The 16,153-nt window shown below is 46.2% G+C and carries 16 protein-coding genes; 15 read left to right on the top strand and 1 reads right to left on the bottom strand.

Going from position 1 to position 16,153, the window contains the following annotated elements:
• The 15 genes from R8N49_RS18905 to fliJ form a co-directional block, all read left to right on the top strand.
• On the top strand, positions 1–528 hold a 528-nt coding region (locus tag R8N49_RS18905; protein WP_206946719.1), incomplete at its 5' end, for a flagellin.
• A gap of 288 nt (positions 529–816) precedes the next feature.
• The gene (locus tag R8N49_RS18910) at positions 817–1,947 is read left to right on the top strand and encodes a flagellin (protein ID WP_005380449.1); all 1,131 of its coding nucleotides are present in this window, start codon (positions 817–819) and stop codon (positions 1,945–1,947) included.
• 92 nt (positions 1,948–2,039) lie between these two features.
• A complete protein-coding gene (gene flaG, locus R8N49_RS18915) occupies positions 2,040–2,474 on the top strand; it encodes a flagellar protein FlaG (RefSeq protein ID WP_005384493.1) in 435 nt (144 codons plus the stop codon).
• A gap of 21 nt (positions 2,475–2,495) precedes the next feature.
• Complete coding sequence (gene fliD, locus R8N49_RS18920; protein ID WP_005384492.1) at positions 2,496–4,490, top strand: flagellar filament capping protein FliD; 1,995 nt, start codon at positions 2,496–2,498, stop codon at positions 4,488–4,490.
• 3 nt (positions 4,491–4,493) lie between these two features.
• Positions 4,494–4,799: a flagellar protein FliT gene (locus R8N49_RS18925; RefSeq protein ID WP_005380456.1), complete on the top strand. Its 306-nt coding sequence runs from the start codon at positions 4,494–4,496 to the stop codon at positions 4,797–4,799.
• A 12-nt stretch (positions 4,800–4,811) separates the two neighbouring features.
• Entirely contained in the window at positions 4,812–5,222 is a 411-nt protein-coding gene (gene fliS, locus R8N49_RS18930) for a flagellar export chaperone FliS (protein ID WP_005380457.1), read from the top strand.
• Positions 5,223–5,509: 287 nt separating this feature from the next.
• Positions 5,510–6,976, top strand: a complete 1,467-nt coding sequence (locus tag R8N49_RS18935) for a sigma-54 dependent transcriptional regulator (protein ID WP_318190044.1) — start codon at positions 5,510–5,512, stop codon at positions 6,974–6,976.
• Positions 6,977–7,175: 199 nt separating this feature from the next.
• Positions 7,176–8,207, top strand: coding sequence for a sensor histidine kinase (locus R8N49_RS18940; protein ID WP_005380459.1), 1,032 nt, complete (start codon positions 7,176–7,178; stop codon positions 8,205–8,207).
• Between the two features lie 36 nt (positions 8,208–8,243).
• Positions 8,244–9,653, top strand: coding sequence for a sigma-54-dependent transcriptional regulator (locus R8N49_RS18945; protein WP_053349543.1), 1,410 nt, complete (start codon positions 8,244–8,246; stop codon positions 9,651–9,653).
• A gap of 122 nt (positions 9,654–9,775) precedes the next feature.
• Positions 9,776–10,087, top strand: coding sequence for a flagellar hook-basal body complex protein FliE (gene fliE, locus R8N49_RS18950; protein WP_005384482.1), 312 nt, complete (start codon positions 9,776–9,778; stop codon positions 10,085–10,087).
• Positions 10,088–10,101: 14 nt separating this feature from the next.
• A complete protein-coding gene (fliF, locus tag R8N49_RS18955; RefSeq protein ID WP_005380462.1) occupies positions 10,102–11,844 on the top strand; it encodes a flagellar basal-body MS-ring/collar protein FliF in 1,743 nt (580 codons plus the stop codon).
• The gene (fliG, locus tag R8N49_RS18960; RefSeq protein WP_005380470.1) at positions 11,837–12,892 is read left to right on the top strand and encodes a flagellar motor switch protein FliG; all 1,056 of its coding nucleotides are present in this window, start codon (positions 11,837–11,839) and stop codon (positions 12,890–12,892) included. The genes fliF and fliG overlap by 8 nt, the downstream gene beginning before the upstream one ends.
• A gap of 71 nt (positions 12,893–12,963) precedes the next feature.
• Positions 12,964–13,764 carry a flagellar assembly protein FliH gene (gene fliH / locus R8N49_RS18965; protein WP_005394317.1) on the top strand — a complete coding sequence of 267 codons (801 nt, stop codon included), beginning with the start codon at positions 12,964–12,966 and terminating at the stop codon, positions 13,762–13,764.
• Positions 13,765–13,767: 3 nt separating this feature from the next.
• Positions 13,768–15,087 carry a flagellar protein export ATPase FliI gene (fliI, locus tag R8N49_RS18970; protein WP_005384474.1) on the top strand — a complete coding sequence of 440 codons (1,320 nt, stop codon included), beginning with the start codon at positions 13,768–13,770 and terminating at the stop codon, positions 15,085–15,087.
• A 6-nt stretch (positions 15,088–15,093) separates the two neighbouring features.
• Positions 15,094–15,537 carry a flagellar export protein FliJ gene (gene fliJ, locus R8N49_RS18975; protein WP_005380474.1) on the top strand — a complete coding sequence of 148 codons (444 nt, stop codon included), beginning with the start codon at positions 15,094–15,096 and terminating at the stop codon, positions 15,535–15,537.
• 40 nt (positions 15,538–15,577) lie between these two features.
• On the opposite strand, the gene R8N49_RS18980 is transcribed toward fliJ, so the two are convergent.
• On the bottom strand, positions 15,578–15,892 hold the full coding sequence (locus R8N49_RS18980; RefSeq protein WP_005380475.1) for an NIPSNAP family protein: 315 nt from the start codon (positions 15,890–15,892) through the stop codon (positions 15,578–15,580).
• Positions 15,893–16,153 lie beyond the last annotated feature (261 nt).

A 16,153-nucleotide genomic window follows, 5' to 3' on the forward strand; every position in this document is an offset into this window, starting at 1 on the left:
TACGGCCAAGAGCAAGAAATCAACATCAGCGCAAAAGCGGGTGACGATATCGAAGAGCTTGCGACTTACATTAACGGCCAAACTGACCTAGTGAAAGCCTCTGTAGACCAAGACGGTAAACTGCAAATCTTCGCTGGCAACAACAAAGTTGAGGGCGAGGTCGAGTTTTCAGGCGGTCTATCTGGTGAACTAGGTTTGGGCGAAGGCAAAAAAGTAACGGTAGATACTATCGACGTAACCTCAGTTGGTGGCGCACAAGAATCTGTTGCTATCATCGATGCAGCACTGAAATACGTAGACAGCCACCGCGCAGAGCTAGGTGCATTCCAGAACCGTTTCAACCACGCAATCAGCAACTTGGACAACATTAACGAGAACGTGAATGCGTCGAAGAGCCGTATCAAAGATACAGATTTCGCGAAAGAAACGACGGCAATGACCAAGTCACAAATTCTATCGCAAGCGTCAAGCTCAATCCTTGCGCAAGCGAAACAAGCGCCAAACTCAGCGCTAAGTCTGCTAGGTTAATTTCAAACCTAAGACGAGAACCTCATTGGCTCGTGGTGAGAGATGAGCGAGTAAACCCAGCTTCGGCTGGGTTTTTTTCTGTCTTTTGGGGCCCCAGGATTTCTGCGAATCACGACATTAGAGCTTCATCACATTTCAGTAAGCCAAAGAAAATAATCGCAAAAAATTGAAAATTTCTTCTAAAGGATATTCATCGGTCGCCGTTAAAGGGACTGAGAGAAATGAGATGTACCTAAGTGAGGTGAGAGACACGACGGTACATTCACTAAAGCCTTAAGGAGATCAATTATGGCGATTAACGTTAATACTAACGTTTCTGCGATGACTGCACAGCGTTACCTAAACCAGGCAGCTGACGGTCAACAAAAATCAATGGAGCGTTTGTCTTCGGGTTATAAAATCAATAGCGCGAAAGACGATGCTGCAGGTCTACAGATTTCAAACCGCTTGAATGCACAAAGCCGTGGCCTAGACATGGCAGTGAAAAACGCAAACGACGGTATTTCTATTGCACAGGTTGCTGAAGGTGCAATGAATGAATCTACCAACATCCTACAACGTATGCGTGATCTTTCGCTTCAATCGGCGAACGGCTCTAACTCAAAAGCAGAACGTGTAGCGATCCAAGAAGAAGTAACAGCGCTAAACGACGAGCTAAACCGTATTGCTGAAACTACCTCTTTCGGTGGTAACAAGCTTCTAAACGGTACTTACGGTACTCAGTCTTTCCAAATCGGGGCGGACTCAGGTGAAGCAGTGATGCTTTCTATGGGTAACCTACGCTCAGACACTTCAGCAATGGGTGGTAAGAGCTACGCAGCAGAAGAGGGTAAAGACGCATCTTGGACTGTTGGTGAGAAAACAGAGTTCAAAATGAGCTACACCAACAAGCAGGGTGAAGAGAAAGAGCTATCAATCAGCGCTAAGCAAGGCGATGATATTGAACAGCTAGCGACATACATCAACGGTCAAAACGATGATGTAAAAGCCTCTGTTGGCGAAGATGGCAAACTACAAGTATTTGCTTCTTCTCAAAAAGTTGAAGGTGATGTTGAGTTTTCTGGCAACCTAGCAGACGAGATCGGCTTTGGTGGTCCGAAAGACGTAACAGTGAAAGACATCGACGTAACCACAGTAGCTGGCTCTCAAGAAGCAGTAGCGGTTATCGACGGCGCTCTTAAGTCCGTAGACAGCCAACGAGCTTCACTCGGTGCTTTCCAAAACCGCTTCAACCACGCAATCAGCAACCTAGACAACATTAACGAGAACGTTAACGCGTCTAAAAGCCGTATTAAAGATACTGATTACGCGAAGGAAACCACTGCGATGACTAAGTCGCAAATTCTTCAGCAAGCAAGTACTTCAATCCTGGCTCAAGCGAAGCAGTCTCCATCTGCAGCGCTAAGCTTGTTGGGCTAAGTGGTAAACCCAGCCTGAGGTCAACACCTTAGTGCTGGGGCACCAAAGCGATAGATTCTATCGTTAGCCCATAAGGTGGAAGGGAGATTGTAATGGATATATCCTCCTACGCATCGAACATCCAGCCTTACGGCACGCCAAATGGCACAAAGTTTGCAAATAAAAATGGCAATGATATAGGCACGTCTAGCCCAGCAAATTCAAATGGTGAGATTTCGCCGCAAAAAGCGAAAAACACCGAATACGACTTCTCTGTTCAAGCTGCGATCGAGATGGCTGAAAGTCGTCAAGAACTGAACAAAGAAGAACGTGAAAAATTGGTCGCACAAATGAATGAATTTGTAACGTCCATAAACAAAGGAGTCGCATTTCGAGTGGATGAAGAATCCGGACGAGATGTGGTGACGATTTATGAAGCCAATACCGGTGACGTGATTCGTCAAATTCCTGATGAAGAAATGCTAGTGGTATTGCGTCGCCTAGCTGAGCACACAGCCAACAGCGGGTTGTTGACTGAAAAAGTGTAAGTCGTTTTTAGAGGTGATTTGATGAGTTTAGGCCCTTTGGGGATGTCTGGCGGCATGGATATTAATTCCATGGTCAGCAAAATTGTGGATGCCGAACGCGTACCAAAGCAGCAACGCATCGACAACGAACGCACGACAATTAATGCCAGTATCAGTGCTTACGGGCGACTCAGAGAATCATTGGATACGATGAAAAATCTCATGGCGAACTTTCGTCAGGAGAAAGCATTTGCCGTTCGCACCGTCGAAACGACCAATGACAATATTGTATCTGCCACGGCAACCACAGATGCTATCGCTGGCAAATATGCTATCGATGTGTTGCAGCTTGCTCAGAGCCATAAAGTCGCTTCTGACGTATTGCCAGAAGACGCAAAATTTGGCCCTGGTAAGCTGCAGATTTCGCTTGGTGACGAGCGTTTTAATATCGATGTTCGTTCCCGATCTAAGCTCATCGATGTCGTACGCGGCATTAATGGCGCTAAAGATAACCCTGGCGTTCGTGCATCTCTTATTAACGACGTCGAAGGTCCACGCCTTATCCTTGCTTCTAACCTCTCTGGTAAGGATCATCAAATCAGAGTCAGTGTGGAGGCAGAAAAAGGCAACCCTCTTAAATATTTCGAATACCAAACACTTGAAGACCGCGTCAACGCGCTTGAAGAAGCTCGTTCAGCGGCGGAAGATGTCTTAGGTCCTCTTAAATTTCCGGAACAACCAGCAGAAGAGCTGGATGCAAACGGCAATCCTCTACCTCCAGAAGAGCAAAAAGCGGCAGACGATGTACAAGATGATGCATCGCAAGCGCCAATCTCTGCGGCGGGTGCAGAAGCAGCCAAAGCTGGTCAAGAAGCCATTGATGAAGCCAACCGACGCGCGAGTTTACGCCCTGAAGACAGAATTCCAGGGTGGACAGAAACTGCGTCAGGTACTTTGTTGGACTCTTATGAAGAACCAGAGCTCGAACTCGACGAAAAGGCAATAGAGAAGGCACCAGATGTACCAGGCTGGAATAATGCCGCATCGGGCACCCTAACCGATTCTTACGTTACGACGAAAGAGGCTAAGCAGCTTCTTGAGCAAGAAAAAGCGGAAATCGAGCAAAAAATTGCGAGTGAAAAGCAAGCGTTAGACGAAAAAGTGGCACGTGGTGAACTTTCCGAAGCGCAAGCTAAGCAAATTCATCGCGCTAAACTTGATCCTCAAGAACGTGAGCGTCTGGAAAAAATTGATGAAGCAGAAGCGAAAATCGCAAAGGCACAATCTGCTTTTGAACAATACCTTGGAATGACAGAAGTACAAGCAGGGCAAGATTCAGAAGTTCTGCTTGATGGCGTGGCAAAGCTATCTAGCCACAACAATGTGATTGAAGATGCGATCGAAGGTGTTGATTTAACACTAAAAGGCAAATCAGAACCGAATAAACCGCCTGCTGAAATTGGTGTCGAGTACGACCGTCAAAGTGTACGCAACGATATCGAAAACTTTGTGGCAGCGTATAACTCGTTTTATCAAACCTCCCAAGCGTTGGCGAGTGTGGATCCGGTAACTGGTCAAAAAGGGCCGTTGTCAGGTGACAGCACCGTACGCAGTGCAGATTCACGATTAAAATCGGTCTTTTCTACTCGAATCGATAAGGCGCCTGAAAACCTAAAGTCCTTAACAGAATTTGGCATTACGACCACACGTCAAGGCACCCTAGAAATCAACTATGACATGCTAGATCGCCAGTTGAACAATAACTTCAACGAGTTAGAAAAGTTCTTCGGTGGCAACACAGGTTTTGCTAAACGAGTAGAAGATGCGATTCACGGTATCACAGGTATTACAGGCAGTATTCGTACTCGAGAAAAAAGTCTCACAGAACAAAACTACCGTTTGAGTGACGATCAAGCGGCATTAGATCGCCGCATGGAAAGCCTAGAGAAGCGTACTCATGCGAAGTTTACCGCGATGCAAGATGCGACCGGTAAAATGCAAGGCCAGTTAGGCGCTTTGATGAGTGCGTTGGGTTAATAAATGCAAAAAGAACTCATGGAAATTAGTGATATAGATCAACTAATTACGCAAGAATTAGAAAAAATTGATTTTAATGCTGAAGAAATTCTTCGCTTGGTCGATATCAGGGAACGGTTATTGCAAAACCTGTTACCAATTATTCATCAAAATCCTTTGGTTAAGCAGGATGCAGAGTGGCAAGCATTGCTAACTCGTACCAAAAGAATTGTCGAGCTGATGCAATCGGAAACGTCAAAGGTCGGAAAAGAGCTCCATAAGTTTCGTTATGGCCAGCGTTCACTTCAGCAGTACAAAAAATTTATTTAAAAGAGGATTACTATGCGCGGTTCTTTGCAAGCATACAAAAAGGTATCAGTCGACAGCCAGCTTAGCGCGGCTTCTCCGCACAAAGTCATTCAAATGCTTATGGCTGGTGCGATTGAGCGCCTTATTCAAGGTAAAGCAGCCATGCAAGCAGGCAATATTCCAGCAAAAGGTGAGCGCTTGGGTAAAGCGTTAGACATCATTATCGCGCTACGCAGCTGTCTATCTATGGATGACGGTGGTGATATTGCTTCAAACTTAGATTCACTGTATGAGTTTATGATCACGCAAATTTCTGCTGCTAACCATCAAAATGAGCCTCAGCTGATCGACGACGTTATCGACATTATCCGTGAGATCAAGTCCGCTTGGGACCAAATCCCAACAGAGTTTCATAATCTTACCGCTGCTGAAGTTGGTATTTAATAGTCAAAACAATGCGTTAAGATACTAGACGAATATATTTGTCAATTGCGCAACGAGTTGTGTAGCAAAGTTTCTATCAAGCTCACACCTCTCCATTGCTTGGTTGCCTTATTTTTATATTCAAATAAAATAGAAGCCATTAGTAGCCCTAATGGCTTTTTTGTTGCTGATTTTCCTATTTTGTCTATCGTAAATTGAGTGTGGTGGTTCTGCCTTCTTTAGCACCCAATTGCGCAAATCAAGGTTTGGCCGCAACGCACCTAAAATAAAGGCAATCATTCTTACTTATGCATGGTTTGGCAAAGCTGCTTGTAATTGATGATGACGCATCAAGTCGTTTAAATTTAAGCAATATATTGGAATTTGTTGGAGAAAATTGCGAAGCGGTCAGTTCTGATCAGCTCAGCGTTGTTGATTGGTCTAGCGTATGGTCGTGCTGTATTGTTGGTAATATTCCAGCAGGTCAAGCGGCGAGTACGGTTATCTCTCATTTAAACAGCGCTTACCACATCCCTCTTCTAGTCATGGGCCGTTTTCCTTTGCCTGTTGATGATCTTCCAAATTTTGTTGGTGAACTAGAGCTGCCGCTTAATTACCCACAGCTTAGTGAAGCGTTACGCCACTGCAAAGATTTTCTGGGGCGAAAAGGAGTGAATGTTGTTGCTAGTGCACGCAAAAACACGCTTTTTCGCAGCTTAGTTGGTCAAAGTAGAGGTATTCAAGAAGTTCGACACCTGATTGAGCAAGTATCAAACACGGAAGCAAACATGTTGATCTTAGGTGAGTCCGGTACAGGTAAAGAAGTTGTTGCGCGTAACATCCACTATCACTCTTCATACCGCGATGGCGCATTTGTACCTATTAACTGTGGTGCAATACCGCCTGAGCTCCTAGAAAGCGAATTATTTGGTCACGAAAAAGGCGCGTTTACTGGTGCGTTAACTGCCCGTAAAGGTCGATTTGAGCTCGCAGACGGTGGCACGATCTTTCTTGATGAGATTGGCGATATGCCAATGTCGATGCAAGTAAAGTTGCTTCGTGTATTGCAAGAACGCTGCTTTGAACGTGTAGGTGGCAATAGTACCATCAAGGTAAATGTTCGAGTTGTGGCGGCGACACACCGTAATCTAGAAAATATGATTGAAGAAGGTACGTTCCGAGAAGACTTGTTCTATCGTCTGAACGTGTTTCCAATTGAGATGCCAGCGCTGAAAGAGCGCAAACAAGATATACCATTGCTGCTGCAAGAACTGATGACACGTTTAGAGGCGGAGGGCGGACAACCTATCTGCTTTACACCTCGTGCAATCAACTCACTGATGGAGCATAACTGGCCGGGCAACGTACGCGAGTTGGCTAATCTTGTTGAGCGAATGATTATTCTGTATCCAAATAGCTTGGTGGATGTAAACCATCTACCAACCAAATATCGCTACAGTGACATCCCAGAGTTCCAACCAGAGAGCAACCCATTTGTTTCGGTGGAAGAGCAAGAGCGTGATGTATTCCAAGATATCTTCTCTGAAGATTTTAGCTTTGAAGATCAAGACGACCTTGATCACAGCATGAACGCCCCGCAAGCGCTGCCACCGGAAGGGGTTAATTTGAAAGAGCTGCTGGCTGATTTAGAAGTTAATATGATCAGCCAAGCATTAGAAGCGCAGGGTGGCGTTGTAGCAAGAGCGGCCGACATGCTGGGTATGCGACGTACTACGCTGGTGGAAAAAATGCGTAAGTACAACTTACAGCGCTAGGTAAAGTGAAGTTTTAAGACGATATCTGAATAATCACTTGGGCTGGTTAACATCGTTTTTCTGGCATCCAAAACCGTTATCTCTGAGTGTCAACTTATTGTCGATAGCTTAACGTCCTGATAAATATAGAAAATAGCTTGGTATGCTAATTGCTTACCAAGCTATTTTAGTTTTAGCGGCGATATTTCGACAGGCAGTAATGGATAACAACACCAATCAATCCCATTTAGATTCCGTAGAGAATCAGGTTGAGCGCTACAAACAGGTGCTCGATGTGATGCCTGCTGGAGTGATTTTGCTCGATACGTACGGAGTAGTGCGTGAAGCAAATCCAGAAGCGCACCGAATTCTTGAGATTCCACTGGTTAACGAAAAATGGTTCAACGTTATCCAGGCGGTGTTTGACCCACGTGAAGATGATGGCCACGAAGTTTCATTACGTAATGGCCGTAAAGTTCGACTCGCCATCTCGGCGTCCACAACAGGTCAATTGATCCTGATTACCGATTTAACCGAAACCCGTTTACTTCAAGCTCGTGTCAGTGATTTACAGCGCTTATCGTCGTTAGGACGTATGGTTGCGTCGCTTGCTCACCAAGTAAGAACGCCGCTGTCGAGCGCTATGTTATATGCATCCAATTTGGGAGCGCCAAATCTTCCTCCAGCGACAAAAGATCGCTTCCAAACCAAATTAATGGATCGACTGCACGATTTGGAAAAGCAGGTTAATGATATGCTGCTTTTTGCTAAAGGTGGTGATAATAAAGTCATTAAGCCATTCACGATTGCCCAGTTGGTAGCGGAATATCAGCCGATGGTCGAAACCGCGCTAAAAAACAACAGTATTGATTACTGCCTAGAAGTGGAAGAAGAACAAACTGAGCTACTAGGCAATGCGAACGCCATTGCATCCGCATTAAGTAATCTGGTCATGAATGCGATTCAAATGTCTGGTAAAGAATCGCAAGTCGATATTTTTTTCCGCCCGGTAAATGGTGAGTTACGCATTTCTGTGCAAGACAGCGGACCGGGAGTGCCCGAAGAACTGCAAGCCAAAATCATGGAGCCATTTTTTACCACACGTTCTCAAGGAACTGGATTAGGGTTGGCAGTTGTTCAAATGGTTTGCCGTGCCCATGACGGTCGATTGGAACTTATTTCAGAGCAGGGTGATGGAGCCTGCTTCACCATGTGCATTCCGCTAGAGCGAGTGCAAACAGAAGCGCAATAAGCGGCTTTTGGTAATAACAATTTCTGGAGAATCATAATGGCGCAAAGCAAAGTGCTGATCGTAGAAGACGATGAAGGTCTTCGTGAAGCCCTAGTCGATACTCTGGCTCTGGCAGGGTATGAGTGGTTGGAAGCGGACTGTGCTGAAGATGCACTTTTAAAGCTGAAATCGAATACGGTTGATATCGTCGTTTCTGATGTGCAAATGGCGGGTATGGGTGGTTTAGCTCTGCTCAAAAGCATCAAGCAGAATTGGCCTAACTTACCAGTATTGCTAATGACGGCGTACGCCAATATTGAAGATGCCGTGTCGGCAATGAAAGACGGCGCGATTGACTACATGGCGAAACCATTTGCACCAGAAGTATTGCTGAACATGGTCAGTCGATATGCACCGATCAAAAGCGATGACAATGGTGACGCGGTCGTGGCAGATGAAAAAAGTCTGCGTCTACTTGCGTTGGCCGATAAAGTGGCACGTACAGATGCGAATGTTATGGTGCTAGGTCCTAGTGGCTCAGGTAAAGAAGTGATGTCGCGCTATATTCACAACGCGTCAAATCGTAAAAATGGTCCTTTTGTCGCAATTAACTGTGCTGCGATTCCTGACAATATGCTCGAAGCAACACTGTTTGGCTATGAAAAGGGCGCATTTACTGGTGCTGTTCAGGCATGCCCAGGAAAGTTCGAACAAGCACAAGGTGGCACAATCTTACTTGATGAAATCAGCGAAATGGACCTGAACCTGCAAGCGAAGTTGTTGCGTGTTTTGCAAGAGCGAGAAGTAGAGCGCCTAGGCAGTCGCAAAAGCATCAAGTTAGATGTTCGTGTGTTAGCGACGAGTAACCGTGATCTTAAGCAATACGTGTCAGAAGGAAACTTCAGAGAGGACTTATATTACCGCCTGAATGTATTCCCAATTGCGTGGCCTGCACTTAAAGAACGTAAAGGCGATATTGCACCGCTTGCCAAGCATCTTGCTGAGCGTCATTGCAGCAAAATGGGCATGCCAGTGCCTCAATTCTCGACCGTTGCGTTAGAAAAACTATTGCAATACCCTTGGCCGGGTAATGTTCGTGAATTGGATAACGTGGTTCAACGAGCGCTGATATTAAGTGAAAATGGCGACATCGATGCAGAGCACATTTTGCTCGAGGGCGTAGACTGGCAAGATGCCAATAGCTTGCAACACGTGGTGCAAAATGCAGATATGGTCGTGCCCAATGTTAAGCCAGTTGCTCAAGCTGAGAGTGTCAGCCGCCCAGTAACTGGTGGAGAAGGCTTAGGCAGCGAGCTGCGCGATCAAGAATACGCCATTATTTTGGAGACTTTGGTTGAGTGTAATGGTCGACGCAAAGAAATGGCGGAGAAACTGGGTATAAGCCCTCGAACCTTGCGCTATAAGCTTGCCAAAATGCGTGATGCTGGTATAGATATCCCGAATTAACACAGACCACGGCCATAAGACAAAAAGTGTAAGTGAATTGATTGCTAATGTCTTATGGCACGTTAATTGCTGTGTCAATAATCAGTTTTGTTAATAGTCAATCTTTTGGCTTAGAGGTGCTAATGAAAATTGATGGTATTCAGGCAGAAATGCGCGCCATGATGGTAGAAGCAACCAATACGGCTCCTACTGCAAGTGGGGCGAAAGTTGGAGCAGATTTTAACGATCTCCTAACTAAAGCCATCAATAACGTGAACACACTTCAAAAAGCATCTGGTGATTTACAAACCCGTTTTGATCGTGGTGATGCCGATGTATCCCTTTCTGACGTTATGATCGCTCGTAACAAGTCTAGTGTCGCTTTTGATGCGACGGTTCAAATTCGCAATAAACTCGTTGAGGCATATAAAGACCTCATGAACATGCCAGTGTAATTTAGGTAATAAGTGTGGCAGACAAGTCTACAGATTTAACCGTCACTGAAGGCGGCTCAGATGGTGCACTGGTAGCAAGTTCCGATGTGGATGTGGAGAGTCAAAATCCAGATCTAGAGGAGCGCAGTGCGTCAAAATTCGATATGGCAGTGGGCGACCTCGATTTACTTCGTCAGGTTGTGCTTGTGCTGTCGATATCCATCTGTGTTGCATTGATCGTGATGCTGTTCTTTTGGGTCAAAGAACCGGAGATGCGCCCACTTGGTGCGTATGAGACCGAAGAATTGATCCCCGTTCTGGATTATCTGGACCAGCAGAAAATCAATTATAAGCTTGATGGTAATACTGTTTCTGTTGAATCGAGTGAGTACAACTCGATCAAACTTGGCATGGTTCGTTCCGGCGTTAACCAAGCTACAGAAGCGGGCGATGATATTTTGCTGCAAGACATGGGTTTTGGTGTTTCACAACGTCTCGAGCAAGAGCGTCTCAAACTCAGTCGAGAGCGCCAATTGGCTCAAGCAATTGAAGAAATGAAGCAAGTTCGCAAAGCACGAGTGTTATTGGCACTGCCAAAGCACAGCGTGTTTGTGCGTCATAACCAAGAAGCTTCTGCGTCGGTATTTTTGACATTGTCGACAGGCACGAACCTTAAGCAGCAAGAAGTGGATTCTATTGTCGACATGGTAGCGAGTGCCGTGCCGGGAATGAAAACTTCTCGAATTACCGTCACAGATCAGCATGGCCGCTTACTCAGCTCAGGCTCCCAAGATCCTGCTTCTGCGGCGCGACGCAAAGAACAAGAATTAGAACGCAGCCAAGAGCAAGCGCTGCGCGAAAAAATTGATTCCGTACTATTACCGATTTTAGGTTATGGCAACTATACGGCGCAGGTTGATATACAAATGGATTTCAGTGCGGTTGAACAAACTCGCAAACGCTTTGATCCGAACACCCCTGCGACCCGCAGTGAGTACGCACTCGAAGATTACAATAACGGTAACATGGTAGCGGGTATTCCGGGTGCGTTGAGTAATCAGCCTCCAGCGGATGCCTCAATTCCGCAAGATGTGGCTCAAATGAAAGATGGTTCTGTCATGGGGCAGGGGTCAGTTCGTAAAGAGTCCACGCGTAACTTTGAGCTAGATACCACCATCAGCCACGAGCGAAAGCAGACTGGGACGGTGGCTCGTCAGACCGTTTCTGTTGCGATTAAAGACCGTCGTCAAGTTAACCCTGATACGGGTGAAGTGACTTATACCCCAATGTCCGAATCTGAAATCAATGCCATTCGCCAAGTATTAATTGGTACTGTTGGCTTTGATCAAGGCCGTGGCGATTTGCTGAATGTATTGAGTGTAAAGTTTGCTGAGCCAGAGGCTGAGCAGCTAGAAGAACCACCAATTTGGGAGCACCCTAACTTCAGTGATTGGGTTCGTTGGTTCGCAAGTGCATTAGTGATTATTGTGGTTGTGTTGGTTCTGGTTCGCCCAGCAATGAAGAAATTGCTTAACCCTACCAGCGATGATGAAGACGAAATGTACGGACCAGACGGCTTGCCGATTGGTGCGGATGGTGAAACTAGCTTGATTGGCAGTGACATCGAAAGCAGCGAACTGTTCGAGTTTGGCTCAAGTATTGATTTGCCAAACCTTCATAAAGATGAAGATGTATTGAAAGCGGTTCGCGCTCTGGTTGCGAATGAACCTGAACTGGCTGCTCAAGTAGTGAAAAACTGGATGAATGACAATGGCTAACGATATCGTACCTCAAGATGACAACGCCGCGGGAATGCCAGTAGAGCTGGATGTTTCAACCATTACCGGCGAAGAAAAAGCGGCAATTTTACTACTGAGCCTTAATGAACAAGATGCAGCTGGCATTATCCGTCACCTAGAACCAAAACAGGTTCAGCGTGTTGGTAGTGCGATGGCTCGCGCGAAGGATCTCAGCCAAGACAAGGTATCTGCTGTTCATCGTGCGTTTTTGGAGGATATCCAGAAATACACCAACATTGGTATGGGCAGCGAAGACTTTATGCGTAATGCACTGGTTGCCGCTCTTGGTGAAGACAAAGCCAACAACTTAGTTGACCAGATCCTACTTGGTACGGGCTCAAAAGGTTTGGATTCTTTGAAATGGATGGACCCACGCCAAGTGGCGAGCATTATTGTCAATGAACACCCACAGATTCAAACTATCGTACTGTCTTATTTAGAAGCAGACCAATCTGCAGAGATTTTGTCTCAGTTCCCTGAGCGCGTGCGTTTGGATCTGATGATGCGTATTGCCAACCTTGAAGAAGTTCAGCCATCAGCATTGGCAGAGCTGAACGAAATCATGGAGAAACAGTTCGCGGGTCAAGCGGGTGCACAAGCAGCCAAAATTGGCGGCCTGAAAGCAGCAGCGGAGATCATGAACTACCTAGACAACAACGTCGAAGGTTTGTTGATGGAACAAATTCGCGATCAGGACGAAGACATGGCGACGCAAATCCAAGACCTAATGTTTGTCTTCGAAAACTTAGTCGAAGTGGACGACCAAGGTATTCAGAAGTTGCTGCGTGACGTACCACAAGACGTGTTGCAAAAAGCACTCAAAGGTGCAGATGACTCGTTACGTGAGAAAGTCTTCAAGAACATGTCTAAACGTGCTGCTGATATGATGCGTGATGATATAGAAGCGATGCCGCCAGTACGAGTGGCAGATGTAGAAGCCGCTCAGAAAGAAATCTTAGCAATTGCCCGTCGAATGGCGGATGCTGGTGAGCTCATGTTGTCTGGCGGTGCTGACGAATTCTTATAATTTCTATTGCTTCGCAATTATCCTATTGCGGAGCACCCTCACTTCTTAATCGAACACACAATAGGTAACCCATGGCTGGCGATAGAAAACGTGGATTTATCCGTCCTGATGAAGATGATTCGATGATCGAACCTCAACGTTGGGGGCTGCCTGATTATGGCGAGCCTAAAGCCAAACAAGCAAAACAAACCGCGTTCAACTATGACCCGGGATGGGTGCCGAATTTTGATGAGCCTGAAGAAGAGCAGCCACTTGCGCTAACCGAAGAGCAAATTGAACTGATTAAGCAAGGCGCTTATCAAGAAGGCTTACATCAAGGTCAGGAAGCTGGCTTTAAGCAAGGTTACGACAAAGGTAAAGAAGAAGGGTTGCAAGCCGGCCATGCTGAAGGTCTCGAGCTCGGAAAAGCTGAAGGGGTAACTGCAGGGCAAGAATACATTCAGCAGCAAGTTGAAACCTTTATGAACTTGGCCAATCAGTTTGCTCAACCTTTGGAGTTGATGAATGCTCAGGTTGAAAAGCAGCTGGTGGATATGGTGCTCTGTTTAGTTAAAGAAGTGGTGCACGTTGAAGTACAAACCAACCCTCAAATTATTTTAGATACGGTGAAGCAGTCGGTCGAAGCGCTACCAATATCAGGCCACCCTATTACCTTGCACCTGAATCCAGAAGATGTCGCGATTATTCGTTCAGCTTATGGTGAAGAAGACCTTAATTGTCGCAACTGGACGTTAGTTGCTGAGCCATCGCTCAATCGAGGTGACGTCCAGATTGAAGCCGGTGAATCAAGCATTAATTATCGCATGGAAGAACGCGTCAAAAGCGTATTGCACAGCTTTTGTGGCGCAAACCGTCATCAAGAGGGTGAGTAATCCATGCAAGCACTCGCTGACCGCTTAAAAAGCTACAAAGTTGAAGGCCTTACGACGCGCCCTGTCGCCTCTGGCAAACTGGTGCGTGTGGTTGGGTTAACGTTGGAAGCAACCGGCTGTCGCGCACCAATTGGCAGTTTATGCTTAGTGGAAACCATGTCAGGTCAGATGGAAGCCGAGGTTGTCGGCTTTTCAGGTGACAACCTATTTTTAATGCCAAGCGAACAAATTACGGGCATTTTACCTGGCGCGAGAGTCACCCCTTTAACCAGTGACGCTGGTTTGCCTGTCGGCATGGAGTTACTTGGGCGCGTGATAGACGGGGTTGGGAATCCACTTGATGGACTTGGCCCTTTGTATACCGATCACCGTGCCTCTTTTAATGCCGAGCCGATCAACCCGTTGGCTCGAAAACCAATTTCTGAACCGCTCGATGTTGGCCTAAAAGCCATCAATGGTTTGTTGACGGTTGGTAAAGGTCAGCGTATCGGTCTGTTTGCAGGTTCTGGTGTGGGTAAATCGGTCACGCTTGGCATGATGACGCGAGGCACCACCGCACAGGTTGTGGTCGTCGGCCTGATAGGTGAGCGTGGACGTGAAGTTAAAGAGTTCATCGAAGAGATCTTGGGTGAGGACGGTCGTCGCCGCTCAGTGGTGGTCGCGGCGCCTGCCGATGCTTCACCTCTAATGCGCTTAAAGGGGTGCCAAACGGCATTAACGATTGCTGAATACTTCAGGGACCAAGGGTTAGATGTTCTGCTATTGATGGATTCGTTGACTCGTTTTGCACAAGCACAGCGTGAAATCGCACTTTCTGTTGGTGAGCCGCCAGCGACGAAAGGTTACCCGCCTTCTGTATTTGCCAAGCTGCCAGCGCTGGTTGAGCGAGCGGGTAATGGAAGTGCCGAGCAAGGCTCGATTACGGCGTTCTTTACCGTGTTGACCGAAGGGGATGATTTGCAAGATCCGATAGCGGACGCATCGCGAGCCATTCTTGATGGCCATATTGTACTTTCTCGTGAAATGGCGGATGCAGGCCATTATCCGGCGATTGATGTCGAGAAGTCGGTGAGCCGTGTTATGCCGCAAATCACGACCGAAGAGCACGTTCTGATGTCAAAAGCGGTGCGACAGGTCTTGTCTATTTGTCGCAAGAATCAAGATTTGGTCTCGATTGGAGCGTACAAACCGGGTACCGATCCTGCTATTGATGGCGCATTTACTTTGAAACCGAAGTTAGACGAATACTTGCAGCAGAGCATGAAAGAATCGGTGCCATACGATATGTGCGTCAATATGCTTAGAAACATTTTGGGTGGGTGATAGCGCATGAATAATGCGATGGAGTTTCTACTTGAGCAAACTAAGGATCGTGAAGACCAAGCTGTGCTTGCACTGAACAAAGCGCGTTCTGAACTCGAAGATTATTACCGTCAGGTTGAACAAATTGAAAAGTATCGGCTTGATTATTGCCAGCAACTCGTCGACCGTGGTCAGGCGGGCCTAACGGCAAGTCAATATGGACACTTAAATCGATTCCTTACCCAGCTAGATGAAACTTTATCTAAGCAAAAGCAAGCAGAAAGTCATTTCAAAGAGCAGGTTGAAAACTGTAAAGAATATTGGTTAACCGTGCGTAAAGAACGCAAATCCTATGAGTGGATGATAGACAAACGCGAAAAAGAGAAACAACTTGCTGAAGCTAAGCGCGAACAAAAGCAAATGGACGAGTTTTCCACCTTACTTTACAGTCGAAAACCACATCGTTTCTAAACGTTATCGGTTCGATATTGCATTACGGTGTTGCAGCTGACTACATCTCTACCGATTCAAGTAAGGTAACTTTGATTGAGTCTTGTTCAATTAACTCAAACACCTTCGGTCGAATCTCGCGAACCCACCACTCGTTGTATGTTTTTTCGTAGAGAGCCTGGCGTGCTTGTTCATTGTCGAACTCTCTAAGCCAAACAAAATAGTCATGTCCATCATCACCAGTGTGGACGTAAGTATTCAGTACACGCATGCCTTGTGAACGTTGATAGGGCAACAGTTCTTCCTTCATCCAACTTAGCCACTGTTCTGTTTTGCCTGCTCTGATTCTATATTGGCGTAATTCTGTGATCTTCAAAGTGATTCCTTAATTGTTAAGTCAAATGTCTGTTTACGCTTATCGTTTTTCAAAGTCAATCAAGTAGCTGTACATCATGTTAGGAACCAGGTTATCGGATAGTATTGTTGATGTTTGTTCCATAAACATGCCATCTATTAGCTTGCCGAGAATTGGCTCAATATTGTGGTGTGATTTTTGCATTTTAGCTGTCAGTGTCGGGTCTTTTTGACCTTAGTTTGCCGCCAGTATTGCTGCCTGCCAGCGATATACTCAGAGCCA

Source organism: Vibrio sp. 1978 (genome assembly GCF_033344345.1).

Excerpts from the sequence above, each read along its gene's own strand:
- R8N49_RS18925 (WP_005380456.1), top strand. The coding sequence starts at position 4,494 with ATGCAAAAAGAACTCATGGAAATTAGTGATATAGATCAACTAATTACG.
- fliS (WP_005380457.1), top strand. The coding sequence starts at position 4,812 with ATGCGCGGTTCTTTGCAAGCATACAAAAAGGTATCAGTCGACAGCCAG.
- fliH (WP_005394317.1), top strand. The coding sequence starts at position 12,964 with ATGGCTGGCGATAGAAAACGTGGATTTATCCGTCCTGATGAAGATGAT.
- fliE (WP_005384482.1), top strand. The coding sequence starts at position 9,776 with ATGAAAATTGATGGTATTCAGGCAGAAATGCGCGCCATGATGGTAGAA.
- fliJ (WP_005380474.1), top strand. The coding sequence starts at position 15,094 with ATGAATAATGCGATGGAGTTTCTACTTGAGCAAACTAAGGATCGTGAA.
- fliD (WP_005384492.1), top strand. The coding sequence starts at position 2,496 with ATGAGTTTAGGCCCTTTGGGGATGTCTGGCGGCATGGATATTAATTCC.
- R8N49_RS18945 (WP_053349543.1), top strand. The coding sequence starts at position 8,244 with ATGGCGCAAAGCAAAGTGCTGATCGTAGAAGACGATGAAGGTCTTCGT.
- fliI (WP_005384474.1), top strand. The coding sequence starts at position 13,768 with ATGCAAGCACTCGCTGACCGCTTAAAAAGCTACAAAGTTGAAGGCCTT.
- flaG (WP_005384493.1), top strand. The coding sequence starts at position 2,040 with ATGGATATATCCTCCTACGCATCGAACATCCAGCCTTACGGCACGCCA.
- R8N49_RS18935 (WP_318190044.1), top strand. The coding sequence starts at position 5,510 with ATGCATGGTTTGGCAAAGCTGCTTGTAATTGATGATGACGCATCAAGT.
- fliG (WP_005380470.1), top strand. The coding sequence starts at position 11,837 with ATGGCTAACGATATCGTACCTCAAGATGACAACGCCGCGGGAATGCCA.
- R8N49_RS18940 (WP_005380459.1), top strand. The coding sequence starts at position 7,176 with ATGGATAACAACACCAATCAATCCCATTTAGATTCCGTAGAGAATCAG.
- R8N49_RS18910 (WP_005380449.1), top strand. The coding sequence starts at position 817 with ATGGCGATTAACGTTAATACTAACGTTTCTGCGATGACTGCACAGCGT.